24 protein-coding genes and 1 pseudogene are annotated in these 26,756 nt (G+C 53.9%); 14 read left to right on the top strand and 11 right to left on the bottom strand.

Annotated elements, in window-relative coordinates; translation table 11 throughout:
* Window positions 1-105: 105 nt before the first annotated feature.
* On the top strand, window positions 106-345 hold the full coding sequence (locus SGBXF1_RS10520) for a YebV family protein (protein ID WP_037422480.1): 240 nt from the start codon (window positions 106-108) through the stop codon (window positions 343-345).
* A gap of 53 nt (window positions 346-398) precedes the next feature.
* On the opposite strand, the gene SGBXF1_RS10515 is transcribed toward SGBXF1_RS10520, so the two are convergent.
* Together SGBXF1_RS10515 and SGBXF1_RS10510 are read right to left on the bottom strand one after the other, a co-directional pair.
* A complete protein-coding gene (locus SGBXF1_RS10515) occupies window positions 399-1,001 on the bottom strand; it encodes a C39 family peptidase (RefSeq protein WP_130380386.1) in 603 nt (200 codons plus the stop codon).
* Between the two features lies 1 nt (window position 1,002).
* Window positions 1,003-1,395 (bottom strand): ASCH domain-containing protein, encoded by a 393-nt coding sequence (locus SGBXF1_RS10510; RefSeq protein ID WP_037422476.1) that lies wholly within the window; start codon window positions 1,393-1,395, stop codon window positions 1,003-1,005.
* A gap of 329 nt (window positions 1,396-1,724) precedes the next feature.
* Between SGBXF1_RS10510 and yniD the strand changes: the two genes are divergently transcribed.
* Entirely contained in the window at window positions 1,725-1,832 is a 108-nt protein-coding gene (gene yniD, locus SGBXF1_RS23845; RefSeq protein WP_012144841.1) for a small membrane protein YniD, read from the top strand.
* An 18-nt stretch (window positions 1,833-1,850) separates the two neighbouring features.
* Window positions 1,851-1,988, top strand: coding sequence for a hypothetical protein (locus SGBXF1_RS10505; RefSeq protein WP_156479096.1), 138 nt, complete (start codon window positions 1,851-1,853; stop codon window positions 1,986-1,988).
* Between the two features lie 33 nt (window positions 1,989-2,021).
* Here SGBXF1_RS10505 and SGBXF1_RS10500 read toward each other — a convergent pair whose 3' ends face one another.
* The gene (locus tag SGBXF1_RS10500; RefSeq protein ID WP_186428553.1) at window positions 2,022-2,192 is read right to left on the bottom strand and encodes a hypothetical protein; all 171 of its coding nucleotides are present in this window, start codon (window positions 2,190-2,192) and stop codon (window positions 2,022-2,024) included.
* 165 nt (window positions 2,193-2,357) lie between these two features.
* On the opposite strand from SGBXF1_RS10500, the gene SGBXF1_RS10495 reads away from it, so the two are divergent.
* Entirely contained in the window at window positions 2,358-2,567 is a 210-nt protein-coding gene (locus SGBXF1_RS10495; RefSeq protein WP_037422475.1) for a hypothetical protein, read from the top strand.
* A gap of 150 nt (window positions 2,568-2,717) precedes the next feature.
* On the opposite strand, the pseudogene SGBXF1_RS10490 reads toward SGBXF1_RS10495, so the two are convergent.
* Both SGBXF1_RS10490 and SGBXF1_RS10485 read right to left on the bottom strand, forming a co-directional pair.
* Window positions 2,718-4,146 (bottom strand): annotated as a pseudogene (locus tag SGBXF1_RS10490) (serralysin family metalloprotease).
* A 306-nt stretch (window positions 4,147-4,452) separates the two neighbouring features.
* A complete protein-coding gene (locus SGBXF1_RS10485; RefSeq protein ID WP_037422471.1) occupies window positions 4,453-5,796 on the bottom strand; it encodes a 2-hydroxycarboxylate transporter family protein in 1,344 nt (447 codons plus the stop codon).
* A 482-nt stretch (window positions 5,797-6,278) separates the two neighbouring features.
* Here SGBXF1_RS10485 and pckA point away from each other — a divergent pair, with 482 nt between their 5' ends.
* On the top strand, window positions 6,279-7,898 hold the full coding sequence (gene pckA / locus SGBXF1_RS10480) for a phosphoenolpyruvate carboxykinase (ATP) (RefSeq protein WP_186428338.1): 1,620 nt from the start codon (window positions 6,279-6,281) through the stop codon (window positions 7,896-7,898).
* Between the two features lie 128 nt (window positions 7,899-8,026).
* On the opposite strand, the gene SGBXF1_RS10475 is transcribed toward pckA, so the two are convergent.
* Together SGBXF1_RS10475 and SGBXF1_RS10470 are read right to left on the bottom strand one after the other, a co-directional pair.
* Window positions 8,027-9,277 (bottom strand): Zn-dependent hydrolase, encoded by a 1,251-nt coding sequence (locus SGBXF1_RS10475; RefSeq protein ID WP_186428337.1) that lies wholly within the window; start codon window positions 9,275-9,277, stop codon window positions 8,027-8,029.
* On the bottom strand, window positions 9,274-10,653 hold the full coding sequence (locus SGBXF1_RS10470) for a dihydroorotase (protein WP_186428336.1): 1,380 nt from the start codon (window positions 10,651-10,653) through the stop codon (window positions 9,274-9,276). Before SGBXF1_RS10470 ends, SGBXF1_RS10475 begins: the two co-directional genes overlap by 4 nt.
* A 180-nt stretch (window positions 10,654-10,833) precedes the next feature.
* Here SGBXF1_RS10470 and SGBXF1_RS10465 point away from each other — a divergent pair, with 180 nt between their 5' ends.
* From SGBXF1_RS10465 to SGBXF1_RS10445, 5 genes are all read left to right on the top strand, one after another.
* Entirely contained in the window at window positions 10,834-11,730 is an 897-nt protein-coding gene (locus tag SGBXF1_RS10465; RefSeq protein ID WP_037422454.1) for a LysR family transcriptional regulator, read from the top strand.
* A gap of 213 nt (window positions 11,731-11,943) precedes the next feature.
* Window positions 11,944-13,035 (top strand): DUF917 domain-containing protein, encoded by a 1,092-nt coding sequence (locus tag SGBXF1_RS10460; RefSeq protein ID WP_186428335.1) that lies wholly within the window; start codon window positions 11,944-11,946, stop codon window positions 13,033-13,035.
* A complete protein-coding gene (locus tag SGBXF1_RS10455; RefSeq protein WP_186428334.1) occupies window positions 13,032-14,690 on the top strand; it encodes a urocanate hydratase in 1,659 nt (552 codons plus the stop codon). The genes SGBXF1_RS10460 and SGBXF1_RS10455 overlap by 4 nt, the downstream gene beginning before the upstream one ends.
* Window positions 14,687-16,030 carry an MFS transporter gene (locus SGBXF1_RS10450; RefSeq protein ID WP_186428333.1) on the top strand — a complete coding sequence of 448 codons (1,344 nt, stop codon included), beginning with the start codon at window positions 14,687-14,689 and terminating at the stop codon, window positions 16,028-16,030. The genes SGBXF1_RS10455 and SGBXF1_RS10450 overlap by 4 nt, the downstream gene beginning before the upstream one ends.
* A 52-nt stretch (window positions 16,031-16,082) precedes the next feature.
* Window positions 16,083-17,729: an HAL/PAL/TAL family ammonia-lyase gene (locus tag SGBXF1_RS10445; RefSeq protein ID WP_186428332.1), complete on the top strand. Its 1,647-nt coding sequence runs from the start codon at window positions 16,083-16,085 to the stop codon at window positions 17,727-17,729.
* A gap of 20 nt (window positions 17,730-17,749) precedes the next feature.
* Here the strand turns inward: SGBXF1_RS10445 and SGBXF1_RS10440 are convergent, their stop codons facing one another.
* Entirely contained in the window at window positions 17,750-18,406 is a 657-nt protein-coding gene (locus SGBXF1_RS10440; protein WP_186428331.1) for a TetR/AcrR family transcriptional regulator, read from the bottom strand.
* Between the two features lie 93 nt (window positions 18,407-18,499).
* On the opposite strand from SGBXF1_RS10440, the gene SGBXF1_RS10435 reads away from it, so the two are divergent.
* From SGBXF1_RS10435 to SGBXF1_RS10420, 4 genes are all read left to right on the top strand, one after another.
* Entirely contained in the window at window positions 18,500-19,198 is a 699-nt protein-coding gene (locus tag SGBXF1_RS10435; RefSeq protein WP_130380378.1) for a DAPG hydrolase family protein, read from the top strand.
* A 93-nt stretch (window positions 19,199-19,291) separates the two neighbouring features.
* The gene (locus SGBXF1_RS10430) at window positions 19,292-20,602 is read left to right on the top strand and encodes an MFS transporter (protein ID WP_037422426.1); all 1,311 of its coding nucleotides are present in this window, start codon (window positions 19,292-19,294) and stop codon (window positions 20,600-20,602) included.
* A gap of 174 nt (window positions 20,603-20,776) precedes the next feature.
* The gene (locus tag SGBXF1_RS10425; protein WP_186428330.1) at window positions 20,777-22,036 is read left to right on the top strand and encodes an MFS transporter; all 1,260 of its coding nucleotides are present in this window, start codon (window positions 20,777-20,779) and stop codon (window positions 22,034-22,036) included.
* The gene (locus SGBXF1_RS10420; protein ID WP_186428329.1) at window positions 22,033-23,475 is read left to right on the top strand and encodes a glycoside hydrolase family 32 protein; all 1,443 of its coding nucleotides are present in this window, start codon (window positions 22,033-22,035) and stop codon (window positions 23,473-23,475) included. Before SGBXF1_RS10425 ends, SGBXF1_RS10420 begins: the two co-directional genes overlap by 4 nt.
* 121 nt (window positions 23,476-23,596) lie before the next feature.
* On the opposite strand, the gene SGBXF1_RS10415 is transcribed toward SGBXF1_RS10420, so the two are convergent.
* The 3 genes from SGBXF1_RS10415 to SGBXF1_RS10405 all read right to left on the bottom strand — a co-directional run bounded on the left by SGBXF1_RS10415 (window position 23,597) and on the right by SGBXF1_RS10405 (window position 26,599).
* Entirely contained in the window at window positions 23,597-24,598 is a 1,002-nt protein-coding gene (locus tag SGBXF1_RS10415) for a LacI family DNA-binding transcriptional regulator (protein ID WP_037422417.1), read from the bottom strand.
* 67 nt (window positions 24,599-24,665) lie between these two features.
* Window positions 24,666-25,229, bottom strand: a complete 564-nt coding sequence (locus SGBXF1_RS10410) for a HutD/Ves family protein (protein ID WP_186428328.1) — start codon at window positions 25,227-25,229, stop codon at window positions 24,666-24,668.
* Window positions 25,229-26,599, bottom strand: coding sequence for a formimidoylglutamate deiminase (locus SGBXF1_RS10405; RefSeq protein ID WP_186428327.1), 1,371 nt, complete (start codon window positions 26,597-26,599; stop codon window positions 25,229-25,231). The genes SGBXF1_RS10410 and SGBXF1_RS10405 overlap by 1 nt, the downstream gene beginning before the upstream one ends.
* Between the last annotated feature and the right edge of the window lie 157 nt (window positions 26,600-26,756).

Genomic DNA, 26,756 nt, shown 5'->3' with positions numbered 1-26,756 from the left:
GCCAGTTTGTATTTTTTATGTGGCATTTTTTGCTCATTTGTCTATGCTGATACTGATGACCTAACTGGTCACACCTCATACCAGAAGATCAGGCAAGGAGTTCCAATGGGCAAAACCGTGGTGAAAATAGGCAGTTTTGAGGTCGATGATGCGCATTTGTCTTCTTCGTCCGAGCAAGCCAGTACGCTGGCGATCCCTTGCAAGTCGGATCCCGACCTGTGTATGCAGTTAGACGGTTGGGATGAACACACCAGTATCCCGGCTATGTTGAATGGCAAGCAATCGCTGCTGTATAAACAACATTATGATCGGCAGACCGATGCCTGGGTGATGCGATTGGAATGAACGGCGGTAAACGGAAGAGCGCGCGGTGTCCCATAGGAACACGGCGCGTTTTTTTATGCGATAGCGATACCACGGCCGGCAAAAAAACGGCCAAAGTGGCTCATCGGTAACGTTACCTGCCTGCGTGTCGCCAGGCTGTCACCGGAAGGATTGTGGAAAGTCACACGGTCAGCCTCAACCGCGGTCACCAGTACCAGATGACCACCTCGTTGTGGGGGTATCTGCTCAGGCTGGCGAATACCAGGATGCACCGAGGCCATAAAATAACGGTGTTGCGCTAACAACGGCAGCAACGCCTCAGGTTCAATCCCAACCCGAACCTCGGCCGCCAACGCAAACTGTTCACGCACATAGTCGACAAATGGCGCGTAGATCAGCCCCTTAATGCGCTCCCCCTCACGTACGTAAGCACCGTAAGGCAGGCTGCGGCGTGCCAGTTCCATCAGCGATGGCGCATCACCGTCGCGGTGGCTCAGCACCATTTTCAGACAGGCCATACCGCAGACGTGGTTGGCCCATTCGATGTATTCCGCACGATCATACGCACCACTGAGCGCCCAGTTGGCGTCATCCGCCAGCGTCGCTCGCCCCGCAATCAAGTCGGCTGCAAGTTCAGGTGTCGCCCACTGGCAGACGTAGGGAACAGGAAGTGTCAAATCAGAAAGTCTCTGCCACTTTGAAATTCATCAGCACCAGCGTCATATCAGGTGAGAACAGTTCATACTCTTCAAAGAAACTCTGCAGCTCTTTACGCCAATAGGCCAGTGAACGGTCACCTTCGCCTTCAGCATAAGCATGCGCTTCATCAACCTGATCGTAGGTTTTCATTTCTACTGATGTCAGTTCTACCGCGCAAATTGGGTTACCTTTACCATCAACAACAACAAACACATCACCGGCCAGCGGGATACCTTCACCATCAAGATTGGCACAGGTTGCCGTCTTAGTGCCGTTGAGGATCAGCTTAACGATGTCGTCAGCCTGCTGCTCAGTATTGCCAAACGCCCAACGTTCGGTGTTTTCATATTTTTTCGGAATTTCGCTCGCCATTGCCATACCTTATTGAATGAATCATTGTGCAGACAGAATAGTACAACGTATTCCCCGCTGCCTGCACCTGCCGAATTCACCCCGCAGTGACCTATTCCCACATTTTTTACAAGCCGTTTACGGTAAATGCCTGTGCCTGTGCCAGCACAACAGGCATACTGTGGGCGAGATCCTCTCCATGGCTACGGCCAGGCGGTAAAATGAAAAATGCAGATAAAGACCCAGATGACACCTTCAGTGACTTACTAAAAGTCCTGGCGGTGGTGGTGATCGTTATCTTTGTTATCGGCGGCTGGTATTTCAGTTGATCACACAAACAGGAGGTCACATTGGCAACCAAACGCATGCGCACCAAACACTGGAAGATGTTTTTGATTTTGTTGCTGATCTGTCTCGCCCTACTGTTATTACGCTGGGCGGCGATCGTCTTTGGCTAACCGCAAGGAACAAGACCGATGGCAAAACACAATGGCAACGGCGTGCAAATTGCCTTACTGCTGCTGGCACTGGTTATTTTGATCTGCGGTATATTAATGATCACCACCGATTTAGGTCACCAGATGCTTGAAGAAATCGAAGATATTCTCGAGTAACGCCAGTCCGGCCGGACACTGGCGAACACCATCCTATTGGTGATCCCGTTTTGCGGATTGTTGGGCTTCAGGCTCCAGCAGCTCGCGCAGATAGGCGATTCGTGCCTCCCCTTGCGGTATCCACAGACGACTCAACCAATGCTGCACCTCTGCCCGCTGACTCCGGCGATGGTAGTCAGCCAATTGATCGATCAGTTTCATCATTTATCCTCCAAATATTCAACACTGTCAGTATTGGATGAAAAAACCAGAAGAAACACTGATGGCTTGTTTTTTATACTTCCGCTTTTAGAATTGTGCGATCGCGGTGGTAGCGAACCCCTGGCTCACCTGCTACATTGACCAAAAATCACCCAGCCGAGGTAAACGATGATGTTCTCGGAGCAGGAGATAAAGCCCGTGTGGGATGAAGTCGCACGCTTGATCGGCGACAGCGTGATGCAATTACGCCATCGTGGTGAGGTTTTAACGGTAGAAACGCTGGCAAGACACCTGACACAGCAACTGGACGACAGCAACGATATTGAACGCCGGATCCTGATCGGCGCGGCGATCAACATGCTGAAAGATGGAAAATGAATCGCCAACCTTAAGGGTTGGCGATTCGGCAGAAGCCCGAGGTATGCAAGCCCGGCCTTCTGGGCATTACTATGTCAGGCTAACATGACGGATATAATAGGAATTGTCGGGTTTTTTCTCAAAACACCGAATTATTATTGCCATCTAGCTTCACGCCAGCACGAAATCACTGGTTTCCAAAGGTTGCCCGACCACTTTCACCAGAAAATCACTGCCGTCAAACCCACCGCCCATATTGATTGCCACATCACTGACGTGAGCCTGTTGGTCATAGGTCAACATAGCCTCTCCGGCCTTGCCGCTAAATTGGCTGACAAATTCAATGCTATTGCTGCCGGTATTAAACAGCGACAGATCGATCTTATCTTCACCACGAACAAAATCGTGGATCCAGTCCGGTGCGGACGCACGGGATTCCGACGCCCCAAAATAAACAAAGGTGTCTTTACCCGCTCCACCGTAGAGGTGATCAGCACCGGCTCCACCAAACAGCACGTCGTTGCCTGCTCCGCCTTGCAACAGGTTATCCGCAGCATTGCCAATCAATACATCATTTCCCGCACCACCAATCGCATTCTCGATCGTGACACCTGCAGCGATTGAAACGTTCCCCTTCAGGCCACCCACATCGGAGAACGATTTCTCGTTAAGATTAATACGTTGATTCTGACTAAAACCGGAGAAATCAAACGTGTCGTTACCGCCAGCGTCCCACGCGGTAAAAACGATTTTGTCCTGTGCATGGGTGGCTGTGAGGAAATCACGATCGGTATTGGAATTAAAACCATAAACCGTATCACCGCTGCGCGTCGTCATATTGGCGCCATAAAAATGCTGAATCGCCGTAATGTCATTTAACAACGGCGCTGAGGAGTATGCCCCTTTGAAGTCCTGACCCGTGCTGCTTTCACTGAAATAACTCATGACACTGTGAGCACGACTGTCTTCAAAGTAGGTGGCATCTTTGCTGTAGGTGATGCTGACGCCAGGCGCAGCGTTGTAATCCCCTGGATGTTGCCAGGCCCAACGCATGACCAATCTCATGGGTAAATGTTTGGCGTCCGTATTCATTTTCGTGAATCAAATTATTGACGAACACGTTACTTTTGGCGTTATACCAGGTTTGTCCCGCCACCGATGGCGATGAGTCCGGATTATAGGCAAAAGCATAAGATCCACGAGAACTGACATCAAACAGGCCGAATTTGATGTTTGCACTTTGGGTATTGCTGGTTTCTGTAAAGGTGATATTGGCGACGTCTGACCAAGATTGCAGTGAAAGTTTCGCCTGTTCACGCTGCTGTGCATTAAAGCTGCTGAAGCCGCTGATCGCCATGCTCGACATATTGCCTGGAGCCTGTTCCCAGAAGCTATAGCTCAGGCTGACCGCCGTCTCTGTCACACCTTTGTCGTGCCAGCTCCGATCGCCACGAATCAATTCCAGCCCTGCATTCTCAAAACTTTTTGATGGGTGAATCACATTAAGTTGTGAGTCGCTTTCAGGTTTATAAGCACCCTGCAGGGCCAATACGGTTATAGCTTCCGCGGAAGCGTTAGCCTGTTGATTATTTGATGACATACCAAAATCTCCATATTCGTCATTTCAGTGAGCCGAGGGCATCACTGACGGATAGCCTGAATGGCCGGGGTCCGGTGCTGAGTCAATACGGGGATTTCGGTAATGCGGCTGGCACCCTCCATGAGCACTCTTAATGAGAACGATAATCCCTTAACGAAAAGCATAGACACTTTTTATTAAAATACCGCGTCCTCTAATTAAAATAACGGTGCCCTTTCCCATTACGCTTTAGTGCTTACTATTAGCCAGCGACACAAATAAAAAAACCGGGGCAATCCACCCCGGTATCCATAATGTCGTTTGGACTCAGATTAACCAACCTAATAACAACGTGGCACCAATTACGGTAGAAGCACCGCCAATACGCGTGGCGATTTGCGCAAAAGGCATCAGTCCCATGCGGTTGGATGCCGAGAGGATCGCTACGTCACCGGTCCCGCCTAACCCGCTGTGGCAGCAGGTGACGATGGCCGCCTCAACCGGGTACATTTTTAGGTAAGGTGCAATCAGGAAACTCACCAACCCCATCGACAACACCACCGAACCACAGACCACCACATAACCTATTGAAAAAACGGCCACCACGCTTTCCAGCGGCACATACAACATGCCCAAGCCAATCATCAGCGGCCACACAAGAGCAGTGGAGACGAATTTATAAAAGCTGTGTGCCCCCGTTTCCATTGACGCTGGTATCACCCGGCAGTATTTGCACAGTACCGCGAACAAGATCATCAGCACCGGGCCTGGGATATGCACAATGTGTTCGAACAGGCCACCGACGATAAAGAAGGCGCAAATCACCAGCAGCCCACCTCCCATCAATTGGAAATCGACATGACCGTTGGTTTCTTTAATGGCAAACACTGCGTTTTCTTGAGCCGAGCGGATGAGCATACCATCACCGCTTAATGCCTTGCGCTTCATACCCAGACGGGCCAGCACACCCGCCGCCACAATGGCAAAGATGTTACCCAATACCGCCGCGGGTGCCAGTTGCGCCACATACACGTCGGGTGTGGATCCCAAAATGGCAGAATACGCCAGTGACAGTGGCAAAATGCCTTCACCAATACCGCCTCCGATGATCGGTACAATGATAAAGAAGAAGGTGTGATAGAAGGTAAAACCAAATAGCTTACCCACCAACAACCCCGTCACCACTGCCGTCACCGTGCCTACGACCAAAGGCACAAACATGCGGATCATGCCCTGAATCAAGATCACCCGATTCATGCCAAGAATACTACCGACAACCAGACTGGCGATCACAAAGTACAGCAGATTGGCATCTTTCATCAGCAGGTGAACGGTAGCCATTACGTTCGGCTGGAAGAAATTAAAGTAAACCAATACCGATGGCACCATCAGGCACAGAATCGCCGGGCCACCAATATCGCGCAACACGGGAATACTTTTCCCTAACTGGGCCAGCGCAAAACCCAGCGTCATAATCACCGCCAGACCACCAATCATATTCTTTGGCAAGAAGTTGGCGTAGGCCGAAACAGCAACAATGGCACAAATAGTGATAAACAGTGCGACCGGTACTGCACCGATATCCATCTGCCGGATTTGGTTAATTAATCCTGATGGATCAGGCTGCGGCGTATCTTTCTCACACGCAATTTCTGCATTTATCTGTTTCATTATTCACCCTGCTGACAAGTGTTCAGTATGGAGCGGATCGTCTGACGATACGTGAAGTAATTTAAAGAGTTAAAACAAATCATTATTTGAAAAAGTTAGATTTCTTATAATAAATAAAGTAGTAGACAGCACTGACAATATGATAAAAAATAAAAATACAAAACCAAATTACATCTTATTAATCCAATATTGTGAGCCTTCGCTGATGTTAGTTTTAATTAATTATCGTCAGCGTTTTGTAATTAAAATAATCAGTCGTAAATTCACTGCTATGCTATAGGTGGAAGTAAAAATCCGTGCGTTTATTAATGAGAACCGGAGCGGTAATTAGCTGAATCCGGTCAGCTGTACCCGAGCTTGTCTCTGTACGCGGCACCGTGCAGAAAACAGGCACATAATATATGCCCTGCGGCTTTTTGATTGCTGGCAGTTTTACTGCGGCCTCAACGTCAGCGGGCATAGAACTAATAAGGAAGTAGGATATGTCTTCAATCGCTATTACCCCACAAACACTGGCCCGTTACGGCATCCATCAGGCTACCGAAATCGTCCATAACCCAAGCTACGAGCAACTCTTCACTGAGGAAACCCGTGCCGACCTGCCGGCACTGGAACGCGGTACGCTAACAACATTAGGTGCGGTCAACGTCGATACCGGCGAGTTCACTGGCCGTTCACCGAAGGATAAATACATCGTGCGTGACGACACTACGCGCGATACCGTCTGGTGGTCCGACAACGGCACCGGTAAAAATGACAACCAACCGCTGTCGCCAGAAATCTGGCAACATCTGAAAACGCTGGTAGGTAACCAACTTTCCGGAAAACGTCTGTTTGTTGTGGACGCGTTCTGCGGTGCCAATGCCGATACCCGGCTGAAGGTACGCTTCATCACCGAAGTGGCCTGGCAGGCACACTTTGTCAAAAACATGTTTATTCGCCCAACCGACGAAGAACTGCAAAATTTTGAACCGGATTTCGTGGTTATGAACGGGGCCAAATGCACCAACCCGGACTGGCAACAGCAAGGGATGCACTCGGAGAACTTCGTTGCCTTTAACCTGACCGAGCGCATGCAGTTGATCGGCGGCACCTGGTACGGCGGCGAAATGAAAAAAGGGTTGTTCTCGATCATGAACTACCTGTTGCCACTGCAGGGCATCGCGTCAATGCACTGTTCCGCTAACGTGGGTGAACAGGGGGACGTTGCCGTATTCTTTGGCCTGTCCGGCACCGGTAAAACTACCCTTTCCACCGATCCGAAACGTCAGTTAATCGGCGATGACGAACATGGCTGGGATGACGATGGCGTGTTTAACTTTGAAGGCGGCTGCTACGCCAAGACCATCAAACTGTCTCAACAGGCAGAGCCTGAGATCTACCAGGCGATCCGCCGTAACGCGCTGTTAGAAAACGTGCAGGTATTGGCCGATGGCAGCATTGATTTCGATGATGCCAGCAAAACCGAAAACACCCGTGTGTCTTACCCGATTGACCACATCGAAAACATCGTCAAACCCGTGTCTAAAGCAGGCCATGCGAAGAAAATCATCTTCCTGACTGCGGATGCTTTCGGGGTGTTGCCACCGGTGTCACGCTTGACACCGGAACAAACCCAGTATCACTTCCTGTCCGGTTTCACTGCCAAGCTGGCGGGGACTGAACGTGGGATCACCACGCCAACCCCAACCTTCTCTGCCTGTTTCGGTGCAGCCTTCCTGACACTGCACCCGACGCAGTATGCCGAAGTGCTGGTTAAACGCATGGAAGCCGCCGGTGCGCAGGCCTATTTAGTCAATACCGGCTGGAACGGCAGCGGCAAGCGTATTTCCATTAAGGACACACGCGGCATCATCGACGCTATTTTGAACGGTGAGATAGAACACGCCGAGACCTTCACCTTGCCGATCTTTGGCCTTGCGGTTCCGACAGCATTGCCGGGCGTTGATCCTTCGATCCTCGATCCGCGCAAAACCTACGCTGACGAATCACTGTGGCAGGAGAAAGCGCAGGATCTGGCACAGCGCTTTATCGATAACTTCGCAAAATACACCGTAACACCGGCGGGTGAAAAGCTGGTGGGCGCTGGCCCTAAACTGTAAGACTGCAAGGGCACAATAGTGCCTGGTGGTTTAATGGCAGGGGGTGCTGCATGCTGCCCTTACTTGTGGGGGCATGTTCGCCCCCACAGCAGGTTGTCTGCACGCTGAGGGGGCAATAGGCCCCTTTTTTACGCCAATTGCTTATCCAAATTAATCAATGCTTGCGCCAATACCCTGGCGCCGTCCGCCAACTGTTGCTCGGTAATCGATTCTTCAGGGCAATGACTACGCCCGTTCATGCAGGGAATAAACACCATTCCCACCGGCCCGGTCGGTGCCATGTAAACAGCGTCATGCCCGGCTCCGCTAGGCAGACGGCGACTGACCAACCCGAGTGATTGTGCCGCATTATCAATCGCCTGCATCACCGTTTCCGCGCAGGCGGTAGGACGTGCTCGGCTAACGTGCTGTAATTCCGCCTGCAAACCCAATGCCTGTAACCGCGCAAGACAATTCTCCCGTAGCACTTCAGGAAAGCTATCCAATACTTGCTGGCTGTCGCTCCGGACTTCAAGCATCAACTCCACCCGCCCCGGTACTGCGTTGGGTACATTAGGCGTCATGGCGATACGGCCCACGGTCGCCACCACATAATGTGGGTTTCCGCTCTGTCGCGATGCCGCGGCATGGGCCTGTTCGATAACATGCGCAGCACCGACCAACGCATCGCGCCGAATATCCATAGGCGTAGTGCCAGAGTGATCCGGCTGCCCAATCACCGTCACCAATACCCGTCGAATGCCGACAATATGCGTCACAACACCTATTGGCAGTTGTTGACGCTCCAGCACGGGACCCTGTTCTATATGCAATTCAATATAAGCGGCGGTGCCTCCAGGCAAGCGCAACGGTTGGGTCAGTTTTTCAGGCTGGGCACCAATGCGCGTCATGGCCTCCGCCAGAGTTTCACCCTGTGCATTCTTCGCCGCCAGCATGTCGCTGTCCAACTCACCGCTGAGCGCCCGGCTACCAACACAAGAAATGCCATAATCACTCGGCTCCTCGGACAGAAAGTCGATCACCTCAAACGGATGCTGCAAAGCAATTGCCTGTTGGTGCAGACAATGGGCTATTTCAATCCCCGCCAATACACCGATGATGCCGTCATAGCGCCCGCCGCCAACCACGGTATCGCAATGCGATCCCGTGACGATTGGCGCCAAATCATTGCGTAACCCAGCACGACGTCCAATCAGATTGCCCCCCTCATCCAGCGTCACTGTCAGTCCGGCCAGCTGCATTTGCTCAGCGAGCCAGATGCGCGCCTCACTGAACAGCGGTGTAAAGGCACGCCGTGTCCAAGGTACGTCCGGCAGCGTCATTTGTGCCAGATGATTGACCCGTGCCCATAAGCGTTCACTATTGATTAACCCTGTCATTGGTTTTCTCCTCTGGCAATGTGCGGACGCAGGAACTGGCCCGTCCCCGGCGCGTTAACAATATGCCCATCGGCGAAAACCGCCTGCCCGCGGCAATAGGTTGCTTCTACCCGCACGCTAAATTCCATGCCCTCGAAAGCGCTCCATTTGACTGCAGACAGGCTGTGAGCCGGGTCAAATCGATAATGTTCCGGCCGCAGGATGACAAAGTCAGCGTCCATGCCGGAGCTAAACGCCCCTTTGCGATCGTCTAGAAGGAAATGGCGAGCAGGATTGCGACACAACAGCTGTGCCACGGTCGTCGGTGCGATGCCGTGTTGCTCACATCCCGTCCACAGTGCGGGCAGCAAGGTCTCCAACCCGGGTCCTCCGGACGCGTTTTTGAACACGTTGGTATCCCCTTTCCGCTCCAGCCCCCAACTAACGTGGTCGGACGAAACGAAAGTACAATCGCCCTGCGCAATATGACTCCACAGTAGCTCCGTTTCTGCTTTTGGGCGGATCGGTGGGTAATGCTTGGTTTTGGCACCAAACTGGCGCGTATGCTGTTCGTGATTAAGCATCAGGTACTGGACGCACGTTTCAATACTGACGGGATATCCGGCCTGCCGATACATCCGGTACAGCTCGAAACCGCGTGACGTGGAAACATGCACCGCATGGGCGCGAGCACCGCTTTCTGCCCCCATCTCATAAATCAGTGCCGTTGCCAGATTTTCAATCAAGGGCGTATGGGCACGCATAAAAGCATCCCAGCCGGTATCACCATTGTCGATCATCCGTTGAATATTCTTACGCGTTAGCTCCTGCATTTGGTTATGTACCGCGCAGGCCAGCCCGGTGGGCGCAATCAACTGAAAAGCGTGCATCAGGTCATCTTCATCTACTCGAGGGAAGCGCCCCGGCGTGGCCTCAAAAGTAGAGAATTTAAAGGCACATACGCCACCTTCGATCAGACCCGCGGCAGCGTCAAAACCATAGGTCGCATTAAGAGTGCCAAACAAGGCTACGTCGACATGGCAGTCACGCTCGACCTCGGCAATCTTAGCATCCAACAGTGCGCGGCAAGCCACCGGCTCGGGATCGTCATAGGGCATATCAACCATCACCGTGATACCGCCAGCCGCCGCCGCACGCGATGCCCATCCCAGCCCTTCCTGATTAGCCTGACTGCCAGAATGCACCTGACCGTCAATCACGCCGGGCAAGATCCATTTACCGCTGGCATCAATGACCTTGTGTGCCTCAGGAGCCGGTCCACTGCCGCTACCTATGATTTTACCGCCGGCGATCGCCAGCCAACCGTCAGGTGTCACCCGTTCGGCATCCACCAAATTGCCCTTTACCACCAGCTCTGGTCGTTGATTCAAATTCATAACGCTCCCCCCTTATTACATTACACCTCATACGATAAGTGCATAAAAATGCACATATCTCAGGTTATCAATCGACCAGTTGTGCCGATACCAAGGCCAGTGTAGGGTGAGGCTATCTATTCTGTCTTATGCTTGTTTATCACTCATGCATAACAAAATGTTAACCACTCTGGAGGACGTGTGCGTTTAAACCTCAAGCAAATCGAAGTGTTCCGCGCCATCATGTTGACCGGCTCGATCAGCGGTGCCGCAAAACTGCTACACGTTTCTCAACCAGCAGTTTCACGGCTCATCGCCTATACCGAACAACGGTTAGGCCTGACGTTGTTTGAGCGCATCAAGGGGCGCCTGTACCCAACACCAGAAGCACGTCACCTGTTTGTCGAAGTCAACTCGGTGTATCAAGGGGTACAGCGGGTCAACGAAGTGGCTGAGGATTTGATACAAAACCGCATGGGGCACCTGCGCATAGCCTGTAGCCCAAGTTTGGGGCAAGGCCTTATCCCCAGTGCCATCGCCAAGTTTCATGCACAACTGCCTGAAGCTCGGGTAATTCTGCACACCATGATCCCGGATGTGCTCTTGCAAGCGGTACTAACACAACAGGTTGAGTTGGGTGTCGCCTTTCTGCATGAAGGTCATCCCAACGTTCATTCGCGTCAATTGTACGAGAACCGGTTAGTGGTGGCGTTACCCGCCTCTCATCCATTGACAGCTAAAAATGTGATTAGCATCGAAGATTTAATCGATCAACCCTTTATTGGCTACGGTGCCGACATCCCTATCGGCCAGCTGGTACGCAAACTGTTGAACGATGCAGACATTCTTCTGAGGCCCACCGTCGAGGTGCAACAGATCCACGTTGCCTGCGCACTGGTACAAGCCGGGGTGGGCATAGCCTTGATCGACGAAATTACCGCCAACGGACCGGTATGGACCAAGGTGGTTTTTCGGCCGATAGAACCCACCGCAAACACCCCCATCAGTATCGTGCATGGGATGTACGAACCGCTGTCCCGCTTGGCTCAAGCATTTATCCAAACGCTGGAATCGGTGCAGATCCACTGGTCGCGTTAAGCCATTTTCCCGCCCTCCCTCTTGCCGCCATCTTTCATGATTGCGGCATATTATTCCCCGCATGCCATTGGTTAACATTTTGTTATATACAGGTGATAAAAAGTAATGCGACATTTTGGTTATCTGCCCCCTAGTATCGAATTCCGGTAGCGCAACTATTCACAGATTATTCATTCAAGCGCAATCTCACCGATACTTTCAGGAGCACAGACCATGGGGCGTGTTTTAACACTTGATGATGTAGAAGCCGCAGTAAAAGGCGGCTCGGTATTTGCCTGCGGCGGCGGTGGCTGGGTTGCCCACGGCCTAGAGCTGGGGCGGTTGGCCGTGACGATTGGCCGACCAGAGTTGGTCACTCTTGATGAGTTGGCTGATGATGCCTGGATCGCCACCGCCGCGGCAATTGGCGCTCCCGGCGGCCTGACCGATTGGCAGATGCTGGGTGTCGACTACGTCAAGGCGGTTCAACTGGTACAACAGGAATTGGGCGCCCCTATTGCGGGATTGATGGTCGGTCAAAATGGCATGTCCAGTACCCTCAACGGCTGGTTGCCGGCGGCGATTCTGGGTTGCAAGGTCGTTGATGCCGTCGGCGATCTGCGCGCTCATCCAACCGGTGATATGGGTTCAATTGGCCTGGCCTCCAGTCCGCAACCAATGATTCAGGCCGCCGTCGGTGGTAACCGTACACAGAATGCTTATATCGAGTTAGTCGTGAAAGGTGCTACCGCCAAGGTATCGCCAGTGCTGCGTAAAGCGGCCGACATGTCGGGGGGATTTATCGCCAGTTGCCGCAACCCGATTCCGGCCGCCTATGTACGTCAACATGCAGCGCTGGGCGGTATCAGCCAGGCGCTCTCATTAGGTGAAAGTATTCTGAAGGCACGGGGCAGTCATGTTGTTGATGCGATCTGCCGCCATACCGGTGGCCAAATTATCGGCAGCGGTGTCGTTACCGACAACAGCTTACGCTATACCGACGAGGCGTTTGACGTCGGCATTGTGACGATCGGTCAGGGCAATGGGCTACGCCGTATCCACGTCATGAATGAACATATGGCTGTAGAAGATGCGCACGGTGAGCGAATTGCCAGCTATCCGGACGTCATCACCACGCTGGATATCAACGGTAACCCGATCAGCGCTGGACAATTGAAACCCGGAATGGACGTCGTAATTTTCCATATGCATCACTCTCAGTTCCCGCTCTCGTCGTCGGTTACTGATCCTGCGGTCTATCCCCCGGTGGAAAAAACGCTGGGTATCGATCTACGCAGTTACCTGCCTACAGGAGATGCCGCATGAAAAGAACCTTTGGGGTGACCTCCGGCACCACGTTACGCTGCCGCGGATGGCGGCAAGAGGCCCTGCTGCGCCTGATGGAGAATGTGTTGGCAGTAGGTGAGAATCCGGATGAACTGGTGGTATATGCCGCTCTTGGCCGGGCCGCACGTGACTGGCCATCTCACGATGCCATTGTTCACGCACTGAAAACCATGCGCGAAGACCAGACGTTGTTGGTGCAGTCCGGCAAACCAATCGGCTTGTTGCAAACCCACGCTAATGCACCGTTGGTGATCATGGCCAACTGCAATATGGTCGGCCAATGGGCGAAAGCAGAAAACTTCTACCGTTGGGAAAAAGAGAATCTGATCTGCTGGGGAGGACTGACCGCCGGCGACTGGCAATATATTGGTTCGCAGGGTGTGATCCAGGGTACCTATGAAATCTTCTCGCGCATTGCCGAACGGCATTTTGACAACGATCTACGTGGGCGTTTTATTCTTACCGCCGGGTTGGGTGGCATGGGCGGCGCCCAACCACTGGCAGGCACCCTGGCCAATGCCGCGATTCTGACCATCGAAGTCAATCAAGCCAGCATCGACAAACGGCTAAAAAATGGTTTTCTTCAGCATCAAGCAGCAGATCTCAACCAGGCACTGGCGATGATCGCTGCCGCTCAGCAGCGCAAAGAAGCCCTTTCTGTCGCCCTGCTAGGTAATGCCGCCGAGGTCTACCCGGCGATTCTGGCCCGTGGCGTAATCCCGGATATCGTCACCGACCAAACAGCAGCGCATGACCTGGTATACGGCTATGTCCCTGCCGGGTATAGCCTCGATCACGTCGTGGCACAGCGCGAAAAAGACATCAATGCCCTGATGGAAGCCAGTCGCCGTTCTATCGTTCAGCACGTACAGGCCATGCTCGGTTTTATGGATCGCGGAGCGGTAGTGTTCGACAACGGCAATCTTATACGCACTCACGCCCATCAGGGCGGTGTTGAGCGTGCATTCGAGATCCCTATTTTCACCGAAGCCTTCCTGCGTCCGCTGTTTTGCCGTGCCATCGGTCCATTCCGCTGGATAGCCCTGTCCAATAATAGCGATGACATTCGTGTGATTGACGACTATCTGCTGCAACGCTTCGCCGACAATCGCATCGTCAGTAATTGGATCGCCCTGGCACGTCAGCATGTTCCGTTCGAGGGCTTACCGGCACGCATCGCTTGGCTCGGCCACGGTGAACGCACCGAACTGGCGCTAGAGGTGAACCGTATGGTGGCGGACGGTCGTTTGTCCGGCCCAATCGCCTTCACACGCGATCATCTCGATGCCGGTGCAATGACACACCCCAATATCATGACTGAAAAGATGAAGGACGGCTCCGATGCTATCGCCGACTGGCCACTGCTGAATGCCTTGGTCAACTGCGCCTCCATGGCAGATCTGGTGGCTATCCACTCCGGTGGCGGCGGTTACAGCGGTTATATGACCAGTTCTGGTATCACCACCGTTGCTGACGGCAGCGACGCGGCGGCCCAACGCCTGCAGCTGTCGATGACCAACGACACCAGCACGGGCGTGATGCGCTACGCCGACGCCGGTTATCAAGAGTCACTGGACGAGATTGCTGAAAAATCCCTGCCGTATATCTCACTGCCTCGTGGAGAAGAACGATGAATAAAAGCACGGCCCCATCAATATCTCCGCTGTTGGCCACAGACGCCAGTGTTACACCACGCATAAAAAGCAGTGGCCGCAAAGCGATTGCCGCCGCCTCTGTCGGCAATGCGCTGGAGTGGTATGACTTCTCGGTATACGCTTTTTTTGCGGTATATATCGCGCAGAACTTCTTTCACCCGAACGATCCCGGTACTCAATTGTTCGAAGCCTTTCTGGCCTTCGGTCTCGGGTTTGTCATTCGCCCACTCGGTGCATTGGTGATCGGCGCTTATGGCGATAGGGTCGGCCGCAAGGCCGCTCTGACGCTGACTATCATGACCATGGCCGTCGGTACCGCAATCATTGCCTTTGCTCCGCCCTACAGCGCTATTGGTATCGGCGCACCACTGCTGATCCTGTGTGGTCGAGTGCTACAGGGTTTTTCTGCGGGCGGTGAAGTTGGTGGTGCAGCGGCCTTTTTGATCGAACATGCCCCCGCGAATCAAAAGGGCCAATACGCTTCATGGCTACAGGCCAGCATGGGGATATCCAATATCCTCGGCGCACTTGTGGCAACGGCCGTCACGCTGACACTCAGCCACGAGCAAGTGGGCGACTGGGGCTGGCGCATCCCATTCATCATCGGTCTATCAATCGCACCGATCGGTTTATGGATGCGTAAAACGCTTGAAGAGACGCCCCTGTTCGCGGAGGAACAGGCGCGACGACTGCAAGAAAAACGTGCACCAGAGATGCCGTTGCGATTGTTATTCCGTACCCATCGCCATGCAGTCCTGCTGGGGACCGGGCTGTCAATCCTATGGGCCGTGAGTATCTATGCGCTGATTATTTATATGCCGATTTACGTCCAGCGCGTCCTGCACTTCGAAAGCCACCAGGCGTTTCTGGCAGCGCTGATCGGCAACTGCTTTATGGTGGTGTGCTGCGTAGCGGCCGGTGCCTGGTCAGACCGGATAGGGACGCTGAAGATCTTACAGGCCGGGGCCGCACTATTGCTGGTCGCCAGCTACCCATTATTGTTGCTGCTGGATGCCTATCACACCACAGCGATGCTGATATTGGTGCAAACACTGTTTTGCGTACTGGTGTCATTGTTCGTCGGCGTGGCACCTGCGGCGTTATCAGACCTCTTTCCTACCGAAGTTCGTGCCAGCGGCATGTCAGTCTCTTATAACCTGGCTGTCACCGTGTTCGGTGGTTTTGCCCCGGCAATCCTCACTTGGTTGACCCAGAATACCGGTACCCGTTTCGCACCGGCCTGGTACGTGATGATCGCCAGCATATTGGCACTGATCACCCTGTATTTGATCGCCCGTCGTCCACAACGACAATCCTGAGCCAGGTCGCGATTACAACATCATAAAAATCAATAATAAGGGTCTATTCATCATGCCAGGAAAATTTACCTTATCGCTGCTGGTCGTGCTCACACTCGGCTACAGCCAGTACGGGTTAACCACCGTAACCCTCGACGGTCACTCTCTCACTCCGCAGATTGTCGCCAGCGTCGCAGATGGTGAAGCGGTTACCCTCGCTCCAGCAGCAAGAGAGCGAGTGACATTGTCACATAAAGTATTGATAGAAGCTGCGCAGAGCGGGCTAAAAATTTATGGGTTAACGGTCGGTGTAGGGCTGAACAAAGACCGCCCTATGGTCGACGTGCACGGCAAGCTAACGCAAGAAGTGGTAGACGCATCAAAAAAATTTAACGTCGGCCTGTTGCATGCCCACTCTGGCGGTATAGGTAACCCCATGAGCATTCGTGTCGCTCGGGCGACCATGGTCACCCGCCTCAACGCCCTGTTGAGCGGTGGCGGTGGCGTTCAGCCAGCGATTGTCGACGCCTATGTCGCCTTCCTGAATAAAGGCATCACACCCGTCATCCCCGCAGAGGGTTCGGTAGGTGAAGGCGACATTACAGTCATTAGCCATGTCGGATTGGCGATGCTCGGCGAAGGTGACGTATATTATCAAGGCAAAAAGGTAGCAGCCAAAACCGCATTGCAAAGCAGCCAAACGCCCCCCATTGATCCCTATGCCAAAGACGCATTATCGATCCTCAGCTCCAATGCTTACTCTGCCGCCAGCGGCGCATTGGCATTAGATTCGTTGTCCCATCTGATGCAAGTCAATACCTTGACCTATGCACTCAGCTTGCAAGCGCTAAATGGCAACGTATCCCCTTTCCTCGCCAATACCCTGGCATTGCGTCCTTATCCCGAAGTGGCCGCCATGGGGAAAAACCTGCGTGAACTGCTGACAGGTTCTAGCCTATGGCAACACGACGACAGCCGTCCCTTGCAGGATCCGCTTAGCTTCCGCTCAGGTGTCTATTTGTTGGGGGAACTTCAACACAGCTACCAACAGGCTTACGATCAGTTGCTGGTGCAGTTGAACAGTTCTGACGACAACCCGGGTGTTGCGCTCAACGTGACCGCGCCGTCACAGCGACCGCAAGAAGCCGTCGGTTACGTCAGTGAAGGAGACCTGAAGGGGGCCGTGCTCCCCAGTGCTAACTTTGAGCCTCTGCCGTGGGTGTTGGCCTTCGAACAATTAGGGTTAGCATTGGCACACAACTCGCTGGCCAGCGCACAACAGGTGGTCAAACTGAATAACCCTGCATTTACTGGCCTGACACGTTTTCTCGGCACCGACCACACGGTGCATGCCTTTGGCGCAATGGAAAAACCGGTCATGATGCTGGCAATGCGCAACAAAGAGCTGGCAATGCCAGTGTCACTCGATTACTTCCCGGTAGCCGGTGATATCGAAGACATCGCCACCAATGCCCCATCGGTGGTTGAGCGCGTTCAGCAGCAAGTGGATAACAGCTATCAATTGCTGGGAATCCTGCTTGTTCACGACGCTCAGGCCGTGGATTTACGCCAGCAACGTCACAACGGTTTTATGCTCTCTGCACCTACCGAGGCACTCTACGCTGCGGTACGTAAGCAGGTCCCCTTTATTGAGACAGATCGCCCGCTGGCACCCGATTTTGCGGCCGCCGAGCAAGTACTACGTCAATACGGTAAATAAGGCAGTACGCCCCCCCACTCTCAGGGCGCTGGCAACGGCGCCCTGAACAATCCTGGCAATAACATCGCCACCGCAGCCGCAATACGATCATCAATTTCACTGCCCGGTGGCAACAGACCAAGTGCCATTTGCCGCAACGGCTCCGCTATGACCATCGCCAGTAGCAGATCACTGGTTTGTATGCATTCCAGCTCACGTAGCCAGCCACGCCGCTGTTGGCGTTGCAACCAATCAGCCACAATAGCCCGACCGCGCTCAATGCCGTTGCGCTGGTAGATAACCAACAACGCTTCCCGGCCCGGGAACTCGCCCTGCAACAGACGAAACATGCCCACGGCCTGTGCGCTCAGGACCTGTCGTGCAATCGCTCGTAGGCCCTGCTCCAACAGCTGCGGCAGTTCTGCCGCCTGTAGTGCATCTTTTTCGAACACCGGCAAAAAAGCGTCCGGCCAGCTTGCTATCGCCTGCATCACCAGTGCCTCTCGGTTTTCAGCAAAGCGGTACAGGGTTTTTTTGGCCATGCCCGCCTGTTTGGCCACCGCGTCCACGGTGGTGGCTGCATAGCCCTGTGTCAGTAATAATGTCAGGGTAGCGTCCACCACCGCGACATGCAGCTCGCTTTCCGGGGTCGCTGGCCTTCCGCGTGAGCGCGATTGTGTCTCCATTTCATTTGCCATGATTATTCCTCTACAGCGTTGACAGAGCTAGCATACCGGCATAGCCTTATTTTGGAAACAAATGTTGTTTCCAAAATAAGAAGGATGACCGTTATGACACATCAATCGCTGTTGCTCCCTTGGGGCGTTAATGATATCAATGCGTTGCTTAAACCGGAACCACTGCGCCTGGAGATGGGCCTGACACGTAGCACGGATGGTTTGTTGACCGTAGCTATTCGTACCGACCTGCACGGTTGCAAGGGCCGGATGCTGGAGTGGTGGTTTACCTTTTTTGAAACCACACAACACATCCGTTGGTGGCATCCGCACGATCACGTCGAGCATCGTGGCTGGGACTCGCATTGGAAAAAAGGTGAAAGCTATGTCGGTGCCAGCATCGACGCGGTAGAGTGGCTGGCGGAAATGCCACCAACACCGGCCCGACTGAAGTTTCATGCTGCCGAAGACTTCTTTGCTGTACACCCCTTGCAGCAGGCACGCGAAACCCAGGCGTTATCGGCTGCGATTTGCGCCCGTATCGGTTTTGGTGAACAGGTAGCACTGGACGATAACGGTGATCCTCGCGATGGAGAAATGCTGCACCTGGTACGGGATACCCCTTATGGTTGCGTGTTGCGCAGCCGCTTCCTGCTGGGGAAATCCTGTACCAATGCTCATGACGAATTACCGGATGAGATCGGTTTTAACCTGATGCGCCATTGCTACAATGAATTCAGCTATCTGGCTCAATTCCTACCCTCTTTGTATTACGCTGAAAACGGCCGAGAGGCAGCCCCCTTACCGTGGTGAATCCCCCCTCACACTTCCTGCTGAAAATAATTGATTGTTTTGTCATAAGAATTTAGAACTGGGTGACAATAATTCAAACACACGGGAATGGGGATGGGCACACAAACGACGGTGATTGACGCGCGCCAGTCGCGTCAGGCGTTGCTGGCCGGATCGGTCGGCAACTTTATCGAATGGTATGAATTCGGCGTTTACGGCTTTCTCGCTACCGTGATCGCCGCCAATTTTTTCACCCTACAGGGTGAAAGTGAAATCACCAGCCTGATCCTCACCTATGCCGCCTTTGCGCTGGCCTTTTTCTGTCGCCCGATTGGTGCCGTGATCTTCGGCCGCATTGGCGATCGTATTGGCCGCAGGCCAACGTTAATTGCCGTATTACTGCTGATGACAGTGGCCACTGCGTTGATTGGCGTGATGCCCACTTACGCCTCCATCGGTGTCGCCGCCCCACTGCTGCTGACTCTGTTACGTATGTTTCAGGGGCTGTTTGCCGGCGGTGAGTTTGGCGGCGCAGTGTCGCTCATGACCGAGTTTGCGCCGAAAGGTAAACGTGGCCTGTTCGGTGCCTGGCAATCATTGACCGTAGCGTTCGGGCTGTTGGCCGGTGCCGGTTTAGTGGCACTGTTGGCCGCATTATTAACGACGGAACAATTGCATGACTGGGGTTGGCGTATTCCCTTCCTGTTGGCACTGCCGATGGGCGCGGTGGCATTGTGGCTGCGGTTGAAACTGCAGGAAACACCCACATTTACCCAGGCACAGCAAACCCGTAGCTCAACGACGCAGCCACCGGCGGTAAAACTGAGCGGCGTAGCAAAAACCATTGCTCTGGGTATTGGCCGTATGATGGGATGGTCGGCCGCCGGTTACACCTTCCTGGTCGTCATGCCGTCTTACCTGCAAACCTCGCTGCACGCCACCTTCCAGCAGGCACTGGTCGCCACCGTGCTGGCCAACATCGGTTTCGCTCTGACCATTCTGCCCGCCGGCATCCTCAGCGATAAGCTGGGACGCAAAACAGTGATGCTGACGGCAGTGGTGACGGTTATCCTGTTTACCTTCCCGCTGCTGCACCTGTTGCAGGACCCGCACAGTTCACTGCTGACCAAAGGCATCGCGGTAATGATCGCCGGTGCAGTCGTCGGCCTACTGGCTGGCCCCGGTCCCGCTATGCTGGCAGAAATGTTCCCAACGCAAGTGCGTTATACCGGTCTGGGGTTGGCCTATTCGCTATCCAATGCCGTGTTTTCCGGCTCCGCGGGGTTAATCATCACCGGCCTTATTAAACAGACCGGCAATCTTGACATCCCCGCTTACTATGTGGTCGCTACCTCGGTTGTCAGCCTGTTCGCGCTGATGACCCTCCGGCGCGACGATCATCTGCGTTCACTTAACGAACGTTAATCCCCTTGGGGCGCCCTGCGCGCCCTATTTTCCCGCCAAGTGATTTCGATCACACACGCAAAATGTTAACGTTAACTTTTGTGATTAACATCGCAACCTCTCACTTTGATGGCTTTATCTGATGCAAAGTTAACGTTAACAATAGATCCAATTTAATCCATCAGGGCATTTCACATGAACCGCGAAACAAAAAAATATTACGCACTTCTCAGCGGCCTGTTGTTTTTCTTCTTCTTTACCTGGTCATCCAGCTTTTCACTGATTTCCATCTGGCTGAATCAGAAAATTGGTCTTAAAGGGACAGAAACTGGCCTCATCTTCTCCGCAATGTCGATCATGGCTCTCTGCGCACAGCCCTTATACGGTTTTATTCAAGATAAATTAGGGCTGCGTAAGCACCTGCTGCTGTTTGTCGGCGTGCTGCTGTTGCTCACCGGTCCTTTTTTTATCTATGTCTACGCACCGTTGCTGCAAACGAATTTGGTGGCTGGCGCATTGGTGGGCGGAGTCTTTGTCAGTTTGGCGTTCAACGCCGGTATTGGCGCTTTGGAATCCTATACCGAGCGCGTCAGCCGCATCGTCGGTTTCGAATTTGGCCGGGCGCGGATGTGGGGTTCACTGGGCTGGGCCAGCGCCACCTTCTTTGCCGGTTTTAACTACAATATCAATCCCAACATCAACTTCTGGATCGCCTCAGCCTCAGCGGCAGTGTTTCTGCTGTTACTGTGGCAAGTGCGTGAACTGAAACCCAATGCCATGGCTGGTCTCGAGTATGGCAAACCAGAAAACCTGAAGCTACAGGACGCACTGGCACTGCTGCGTTTACCGGGATTTTGGGCACTCGTGGTATTCGTACTCGGCACCAGCATCTACGGTGTATTTGACCAGCAATTCCCGGTCTATTTCGCCTCGCAGTTCGCTACCCACGAGGAAGGAAATCGCATGTACGGCTTCCTCAACTCACTGCAAGTGTTTCTGGAGGCCGGTGGCATGTTCCTGGCACCGCTGTTGGTTAACCGTATCGGCATCAAACAGAGCCTGTTGCTGGCCAGCAGCGTAATGGCACTGCGCATGTTCGGCTCCGGCATTGCCAGCGGCGCACTGATGATTTCCGCCATGAAGTTGCTGCATGCCGTAGAGTTGCCAATCTTGCTGGTAGCCATGTTCAAATACATCACCACACGTTTCGACAGTCGCCTGTCCTCCACCCTGTATCTGGTCGGTTTTCAGTTTATCAGCCAGATCGTTGCCGGCATTTTGGCACCGCTGGCCGGTTACGGTTACGACCGCATCGGCTTTGCTGACACTTATTTGCTGATGGGCTGCGCAGTGGCCAGTACCACTCTGATTTCCTGTTTTTTGCTGCGCGGCGAGACCGTGACCAGCACGCATTCATTTCAATCCACGATAAAATCAAGTGAGCCAACTCAATGAAAAATGCCTTAGCTCAAGCCGACCATGCGGTCGAAGCCCTACGCGCACAACGTCAGGATCCGTACTACCCACGCTTTCATCTGGCTCCGGCCGCAGGCTGGATCAATGACCCCAATGGCCTGATCTGTATTAACGGTGTCTATCACGCGTTCTATCAACACCACCCGTATGATGAGAATTGGGGACCAATGCACTGGGGTCACGCCACCAGCCGGGATCTCGTGCACTGGCAGCACCAGCCGATCGCTCTGGCCCCCGGTGACGATTATGACAAAGACGGCTGTTTCTCCGGCTGCGCGGTAGATGACAACGGCACACTGGCACTGATCTATACCGGCCACGTCTGGCTGGGCAAAGCAGGTGATGACGATCAGGTGCGCGAGGTGCAGTGTCTGGCCACCAGCGAAGATGGGATCCATTTTGTTAAACACGGACCGGTACTCACGCCTCCAGAAGGTATTCAGCACTTTCGCGATCCGAAAGTCTGGCGCACTGCTGACCAATGGTGGATGGTGGTTGGTGCTAAGGAAAACGGGTTGGGACAAGCACGTCTTTACCGTTCAAATGATCTGCGCGACTGGCAGTTCGACCGCGTATTGAGTGCTGCACAGACGTTGCATCAGGGCTACATGTGGGAATGTCCCGACTTCTTCTCGCTAGGGGAAAAACAGGTGTTGTTGTTCTCCCCGCAGGGATTGGCAGCACAGGGTTACCGCAATCGCAACCGATTCCAAAGTGGCTATCTGCTTGGTCACTGGCAGCCCGGTGATGGCTTCAGTGTTACCCAACCGTTTTGCGAGCTGGATGGTGGGCACGATTTCTATGCGCCGCAAACCTTTACCACCGCCGATGGCCGACGCATGCTGTTCGCCTGGATGGACATGTGGGAATCACCCATGCCGAGCAAAGCTCATGGCTGGGCCGGTGCCCTTACTCTGCCCCGTGAGTTAACGCTGGCGACCGATGGAAACGTACTTATGAACCCAGCTCGGGAGTTAACGGCATTGCGTGGACAGCCACAATCTCTGGCTACGGTGTCGCTGTGCAACCAACGCCAAGTGTTGGCTGGTGAGGTGCAGGAATTAATCCTGACGCTGAATCTGGCTGACAGTGATGCCGAACGTTACGGTATCGCTATCGGTAAGGCTGCGCGGCTGTACGTCGATAACCAGGTGCATCGATTGGTGTTGGAGCGGTTTAGTGAAGAGCCAGGGCTGTGCGGTTGTCGCAGCGTTCCCCTACCGGAGGGGGCCGAACTATCGTTACGAGTCTTTATTGATCGTTCATCGTTGGAGGTGTTCGTCAATCAGGGCGTTGCCTGTCTGACCAGCCGTATTTATCCAACCGATAACTCACGCAATGTCAGTTTATTTGCCGAAAGTGGACAGGCGCAGTTTACCGCATTACAGGCCTGGGCGTTGGAAAGCATCTGGGACTGATCGCCTTGTTTAAAGGTAGGGAGCCGCATCGCATCATCAAGGGATAAACGGGGCAAACATGTTCGCCCGTACCGGTTTCCAGCCATTCATTACCAGTGCGCGTATACCGCGCACTGGGTGATTAAAGTGATTCACGCAGCAGCAGCGGGCAAGCTACTTTTCGCGTATCCCGGTGATCGAGCTGATTAATCAGGTGCAGCGCCGCCTGGCGGCCCAGTTCGTAGTGCGGTAGTTGTACCGTGGTCAACGGCGGCAGGAACAGTTGACCAATGCCGACCATATTGTCATAGCCCAGCACTCCGACCTGCTGGGGAATTTCCCAGCCCTGTGCCAACAGCACCTGGTAGACCAAAAACGCCACCCGGTCGTTACCGCATACCACCACATCACAGTCGCGCTGCCCTGGCGAAAAGTGCCTTTCCAGCAGTTCCACGCTGTCGCGGTAATGCTCGTCGCCGTCGGTCAGATCAAGATGATATTGCCGCAACTGCTCAACGTCGCCACCGGCCTCACGCCAGGCCCGCTCCAGCCCACGACGGCGCAACCCAGCCGCCAGAGTATTTTCCGGCAGGTGAATGCACAGAGGCGCACGATACCCTTTGGCGATCAGTGTACGCATTGCGTCGTACTGGCCTTGTTCATCATCAGGAATGTAACTGGCAACCCGATGTTCCGGGCTGACGCAATTGGCCAGCACCAGTTTTTTATCCAGTAGCTTGGCCGGTAGGGTCACCTGACGCAGCCCCATGGTAGTGAAAATCACCCCATCCGGCCGATGTGCCAGCAGCAGATCAATGGTGTGCTCAGCGTTGTCGTCGGCGAACAGGTTAACTACAAAGCTGTTCCAGCCGTGTTCACGTGCCGTTTTTTCAATCGACAGGATCATTTCTACAGAAAACGGTGTGGTTGCAGTATCCAGCGCCAGCACGCCAAGTGTTTGCACACGGCTGCTGTCACCGCGAATGCGCCGTGCCGCGAGATCGGGCACATAATCCAGTTGGTCGATCGCCAATTTGACGCGTTGGTAGGTATCCGGCCGCAGTTTATCGGGCTCGTTGATAGCACGGGATACCGTCATTAACGATACCCCGGCAAGTTTTGCAACGTCTTTCAGCGAGGCCATGCGCCCTTCTCTGTGTGGGATAGAAAACCAAATAATCCCATAACTTAGCGCTGGACTCTAGCCCGCTTTAGCCGGGTGTGATGTCGGCCCACAGAATAACGCTATCCTCCGTCAGCGGCGTCAGCGAGCCGGAGTGCTCACTTGCCGCCCACCAACCCCCGTCACCCGCCGCAAAAGTGACACCGTCACTCAGCAACCAACTTCCCTGTAACACGTACAATACACCAGCATGACGCGCTGGCAATACAGTCCCTGCTGTTACGCGCTGCACATTGGCCGCCCAGCGCCCGCGTCGGGTCATGATATTAAAATCTTGGCTGCTGCCCCCCAATAGGGTCGCATTCAGCGCCACATCACCGGAGAAAGCGAACGGCTCACCCACCTGCGAAAGGTGATGATCAATCTGCCCTTCGCTAAACAGGTGGACACCGTCCCCCTCCAGCAGCGTGATAGAGCGATCTATACCGCTGAACGCCGAAAACGGGCCGTTCTGCGCGATAGTGGCAATGCTGGCGCGCCAATCAAAATCCTGATCGCCAGCAGGCCAACAGGCAATCTCGCGGGTTTCCCCCCCACCATTGCGCCACGGCGTCACTGGCAGCGAAGCAAAATCAAAACGCGTCAGGCTCATTACGCCTCCTGCTGGAAGGTTTTCAGCACCTGCAGAAACTCTGCGCTGCTCTGCTGTTGCAGGGCATGACGTCCCTGATCAATCACCTGACGGCCACCGACAAACACGTCGCGAATTTGCTCTTTGCCACCGGCGAACAGCCAGCGATTAAGAATTGAGGCGTCAGGCGCAGCAGCCAGATAAGGATCATCACCGTCCAGAACCAACCAATCAGCACGGTAACCACTTTGTAAACGCCCAATCGGTGCACCACAAGCCTGTGATCCCCCCTGCAAGGCTTGCTGGTACAGCACATCGGCCACCGCCGGTTGCTCTGGTGTGGTCAACCGGTTACGACGCTGATCGCGCAACCGCTGGCCGTACTCAAACCAACGCAGTTCCTCGACCACATTGAGTGATACATGGCTGTCGGAACCGATCCCCCAACGCCCCTGATGTTGTAGATAGGCGTCGCCAGGGAAAATGCCGTCGCCCAGATTCGCTTCAGTGGTCAGGCACAGACCCGCTACCGCCTTGCTGTGCGCCAACTGCTCCAGTTCGTCACGGTCGAGATGAGTAGCGTGTACCAGGCACCAACGGCTATCCACCGGCAGGTGTTCATACAGCCAGGCCACCGGACGACGGCCACTCCAGGCCAGACAATCGTTGACCTCTTTTTGCTGTTCAGCGATATGAATATGCACCGGCAGTGTGCTGTCTGACGCGGCCAGGATCTGCTGCATCTGTCTCAGTTCTACCGCACGCAGTGAGTGGAAACACAGACCTTGATTCTGCAATGGTTGATCCGCCAGCTGACGCGCGATCACCTGCTGCTGTTCCAGATAACTTTCCGCATTCTGAATAAAACGCTTTTGCCCTGGTTGCGCGGGCTGACCGCCAAACCCGGCATAACTGTACAACACCGGCAAAAGTGTCATACCGATCCCCGCCTGTGCCGCTGCCAGGCTGAGACGCCCCGTCATTTCACCGCGATCGGCATAAGGATTACCATCAGCGCTATGATGCAGATAGTGGAACTCCGCAACCTGGGTATACCCCCCTTTCAGCATTTCGATATACAGTTGACGGGCGATCACTTCCACCTGCTCCGGCGTCAACCGCTGCACCAGGCGATACATCAGATCACGCCAGGTCCAGAAACTGTCCTGTGGGTTACCCGCAATTTCTGCCAGCCCGGCCATCGCACGCTGAAAAGCATGAGAATGAAGATTCGGCATGCCCGGTACCACATCGCCGTGCAAATGGGTGCAGCCTTGGGGATCTGAATCGGCAGTCACCTGGGTCAGGTAACCTTGCGCATCAACATCCAACCGGACGTTATGCGCCCACCCTTCAGGGAGCAGAGCGCGTGAGGCAAAATAAGCAGGCATGGCAGTATTCCACTGTTAGTGTAACGGCTGATAACGCGCGATAATCGCGCATCCGAAAAATGCACTGGCCCATCGCATTGCTGTGGCGAACCGGCCCTTAGTTGTATATACATATACATACGCCAACACCAACAGTAAACTGGTGTTATTATCTTTT

The sequence above is a fragment of the Serratia grimesii genome (assembly GCF_900186025.1).
Classification (GTDB): Bacteria; Pseudomonadota; Gammaproteobacteria; order Enterobacterales; family Enterobacteriaceae; genus Serratia; species Serratia grimesii.
This window is presented reverse-complemented; position numbering and strand designations above follow the sequence as displayed.

Coding starts and splice junctions, on each gene's coding strand:
- SGBXF1_RS10520 (WP_037422480.1), top strand. CDS start 106: ATGGGCAAAACCGTGGTGAAAATAGGCAGTTTTGAGGTCGATGATGCG.
- SGBXF1_RS10510 (WP_037422476.1), bottom strand. CDS start 1,395: ATGGCGAGCGAAATTCCGAAAAAATATGAAAACACCGAACGTTGGGCG.
- SGBXF1_RS10505 (WP_156479096.1), top strand. CDS start 1,851: ATGGCAAAACACAATGGCAACGGCGTGCAAATTGCCTTACTGCTGCTG.
- SGBXF1_RS10500 (WP_186428553.1), bottom strand. CDS start 2,192: ATGATGAAACTGATCGATCAATTGGCTGACTACCATCGCCGGAGTCAG.
- SGBXF1_RS10495 (WP_037422475.1), top strand. CDS start 2,358: ATGATGTTCTCGGAGCAGGAGATAAAGCCCGTGTGGGATGAAGTCGCA.
- SGBXF1_RS10485 (WP_037422471.1), bottom strand. CDS start 5,796: ATGAAACAGATAAATGCAGAAATTGCGTGTGAGAAAGATACGCCGCAG.
- pckA (WP_186428338.1), top strand. CDS start 6,279: ATGTCTTCAATCGCTATTACCCCACAAACACTGGCCCGTTACGGCATC.
- SGBXF1_RS10475 (WP_186428337.1), bottom strand. CDS start 9,277: ATGACAGGGTTAATCAATAGTGAACGCTTATGGGCACGGGTCAATCAT.
- SGBXF1_RS10470 (WP_186428336.1), bottom strand. CDS start 10,653: ATGAATTTGAATCAACGACCAGAGCTGGTGGTAAAGGGCAATTTGGTG.
- SGBXF1_RS10460 (WP_186428335.1), top strand. CDS start 11,944: ATGGGGCGTGTTTTAACACTTGATGATGTAGAAGCCGCAGTAAAAGGC.
- SGBXF1_RS10455 (WP_186428334.1), top strand. CDS start 13,032: ATGAAAAGAACCTTTGGGGTGACCTCCGGCACCACGTTACGCTGCCGC.
- SGBXF1_RS10450 (WP_186428333.1), top strand. CDS start 14,687: ATGAATAAAAGCACGGCCCCATCAATATCTCCGCTGTTGGCCACAGAC.
- SGBXF1_RS10445 (WP_186428332.1), top strand. CDS start 16,083: ATGCCAGGAAAATTTACCTTATCGCTGCTGGTCGTGCTCACACTCGGC.
- SGBXF1_RS10440 (WP_186428331.1), bottom strand. CDS start 18,406: ATGGCAAATGAAATGGAGACACAATCGCGCTCACGCGGAAGGCCAGCG.
- SGBXF1_RS10435 (WP_130380378.1), top strand. CDS start 18,500: ATGACACATCAATCGCTGTTGCTCCCTTGGGGCGTTAATGATATCAAT.
- SGBXF1_RS10430 (WP_037422426.1), top strand. CDS start 19,292: ATGGGCACACAAACGACGGTGATTGACGCGCGCCAGTCGCGTCAGGCG.
- SGBXF1_RS10425 (WP_186428330.1), top strand. CDS start 20,777: ATGAACCGCGAAACAAAAAAATATTACGCACTTCTCAGCGGCCTGTTG.
- SGBXF1_RS10420 (WP_186428329.1), top strand. CDS start 22,033: ATGAAAAATGCCTTAGCTCAAGCCGACCATGCGGTCGAAGCCCTACGC.
- SGBXF1_RS10415 (WP_037422417.1), bottom strand. CDS start 24,598: ATGGCCTCGCTGAAAGACGTTGCAAAACTTGCCGGGGTATCGTTAATG.
- SGBXF1_RS10410 (WP_186428328.1), bottom strand. CDS start 25,229: ATGAGCCTGACGCGTTTTGATTTTGCTTCGCTGCCAGTGACGCCGTGG.
- SGBXF1_RS10405 (WP_186428327.1), bottom strand. CDS start 26,599: ATGCCTGCTTATTTTGCCTCACGCGCTCTGCTCCCTGAAGGGTGGGCG.